Genomic DNA, 2,246 nt, shown 5'->3' with positions numbered 1-2,246 from the left:
GGGCATAATGCTTATGGCTGGTTGAAAACCGAAGCTGGCGTTCATCGCCTTGTGCGGATTTCCCCTTATGATTCACAGGCCCGTCGTCATACGTCTTTTAGCTCTGCGTGGGTTTATCCGGTTATTGATGACAGCTTTGATATCGAAATTCTGGACAAGGATATTCGCGTTGATACCTTCCGTGCTTCCGGCGCGGGTGGGCAGCACGTGAACACCACTGATTCAGCAATCCGTATTGTCCACGAACCAACGGGTATCGTGGTACAGTGTCAGAATGACCGTTCTCAGCATAAAAACCGCGCGACCGCGATGAACATGTTGAAATCGCGCTTGTTCGAACACGAAATGCAAAAGCGTGAAGAAGTTGCACAGGCCGAAGCAGATTCAAAGACCGAGATCGGTTGGGGACGACAGATCAGATCTTACGTTCTACAGCCATATCAAATGGTGAAAGACCTGCGTACAGGGGCAGAAACCAGTAATTCTGGCGCTGTGCTAAACGGCGATATTGATATGTTCCTCGAAGCATCTTTGGCGTCCAAGCTCAAAGGCGGCACGACAGAAGACGAAGATCACGACGAGCTTCTTTAATCAAACTCGGCGAGTTCCTAGGCCAGTTGATCAAGGCTTGATGTTTTGGATACTGTTTATATTTAGAAAAACCCGATAGGAGCAATCCTATCGGGTTTTGTTTTAGCATAATCAAACAGCAGGTTTGTTTAGCCCAAAAACAAGGTGAAGTAAGGTAAGGCAAGGTATTACCGTTAAACTTAACGCTTGTTTCTATTAGATCACTCTGTTCTCTCTGACATTAAGCGCAAAGAAAGCAGTGCGATCTAATTCTTTTATCGTGCGTTGATGGTCAGGCGTTTATTCCACACGATCCGTTGGTAGGTCCCAATAGGCACGGCTACTTTCCTGACGAACCTGTTCTTTACTCAAGCCGATATCTTCTCGTTGCTCGGATGTCAGGTCAGCCAGAACGCGGCGTTCTTTCCGAACTTCAAAAGCCGTTGCCAACCAGTTACGAGTTCGGGCAAGGAGGCGATCTAATAATGTTGCCGCTTCTTTTGTGCTTGATGAGAAGGTCTTTTGATCCTGAGAAAAAGAAGCCCCGCAAGCGCCGTTAGTGCCCACAGTATGACATGTGCTCAAGCTATGACCGGTTTGTTTTAGCATTTTATCCTCCATTACGAAATGTGATGGTCTTGGTGTTTGTGATCAATGTTATTGATATATTGTCACGGATTTAGTATTATGGAAGTGAATAGTGTTGATGAATATCATCACAAAAATTGATAGTGTGATTTTCTGATATCAGACGAACACGGGAAAGGCAGTAGATTGAGAAATTTTGACCTTGGAACATTACGCAGTTTCATCACTGTCAGTGAAACCGGCGGTATGACAGCCGCGGCGAACAAGCTGCATATGACGCAGTCGACGATCAGTATGCAGATCAAACGATTGGAAGAAAGTGTTGGTCTGCCGCTACTGGATCGTAATAGCGGGCGTGGCATCCGGCCAACGGCAGAGGGCGACCAGTTGCTTGGCTATGCCCGGTCCATGCTGGAATTGAACGATGAAATCTGGGGAAGATTAACGGCCCCCAAATACGAAGGCAGTATCTGTCTTGGTGTGCCGGGCGATGTCATCAGGCCGCATATTCCAAGTGTTCTTAAACAGTTCAACCGTGACTTTCCCCGCGTGCAGGTCAAACTGAAAACCGCGGGATCAATTGATCTGGCCACTGAAATCGAACACGGCCAGCAAGATTTGATCTTAACGACAGAGGTCTATGATAAAGACCAGAAATTGCCCGCCAATGGTGAACTGTTGACCGTGCAGCCCCTGTTGTGGACGGGCGCGGTAAAGGGCCATGCATGGATGGCGCGTCCTTTACCCGTCGCCATGGTACGTGGCTGTGCGTTTCGACGATCCATGATTGATGCCTTGGAACAGGCGAACATCCCTTGGCTGGATGCGGTTGATACAGACAGCGAAGATTCCACCTCGGTCGCCATCGCCGCAGACTTCGCAATCCGCCCCGAACTCTCAACCTTCAGCGACCCTAGCATCGAAGTCATCGACCACCGCGGCGAACTCCCAACCCTACCCCGATGCAGCATAAACATGTACCTCGCAGACGGCCCGAACAAAACCCTCGCAGAAGAACTAGCAATCTATATCCGTGGTGCTTTTGGTGGATGAAAGGGGAGTAAGCGTCTATTATCGAAATGTTGTTA

General features: G+C 48.6%; 3 protein-coding genes. 2 read left to right on the top strand and 1 reads right to left on the bottom strand.

Annotation, left to right across the window (positions count from 1 at the left end; all coding sequences use genetic code 11):
• A partial coding sequence (locus tag Q0241_RS13670) for a peptide chain release factor-like protein (RefSeq protein WP_299378439.1) occupies positions 1-591 on the top strand: 591 nt, incomplete at its 5' end.
• A gap of 279 nt (positions 592-870) precedes the next feature.
• Here Q0241_RS13670 and Q0241_RS13665 read toward each other — a convergent pair.
• A complete protein-coding gene (locus tag Q0241_RS13665) occupies positions 871-1,179 on the bottom strand; it encodes a hypothetical protein (RefSeq protein WP_299378437.1) in 309 nt (102 codons plus the stop codon).
• Between the two features lie 165 nt (positions 1,180-1,344).
• On the opposite strand from Q0241_RS13665, the gene Q0241_RS13660 reads away from it, so the two are divergent.
• Entirely contained in the window at positions 1,345-2,211 is an 867-nt protein-coding gene (locus Q0241_RS13660; protein ID WP_299378435.1) for a LysR family transcriptional regulator, read from the top strand.
• Positions 2,212-2,246 lie beyond the last annotated feature (35 nt).

The sequence above is a fragment of the uncultured Kiloniella sp. genome, assembly GCF_937128705.1.
GTDB lineage: Bacteria > Pseudomonadota > Alphaproteobacteria > Kiloniellales > Kiloniellaceae > Kiloniella.
The sequence above is the reverse complement of the archived record's forward strand: the minus strand, read 5'-3'. Positions and strand labels throughout refer to the sequence as shown.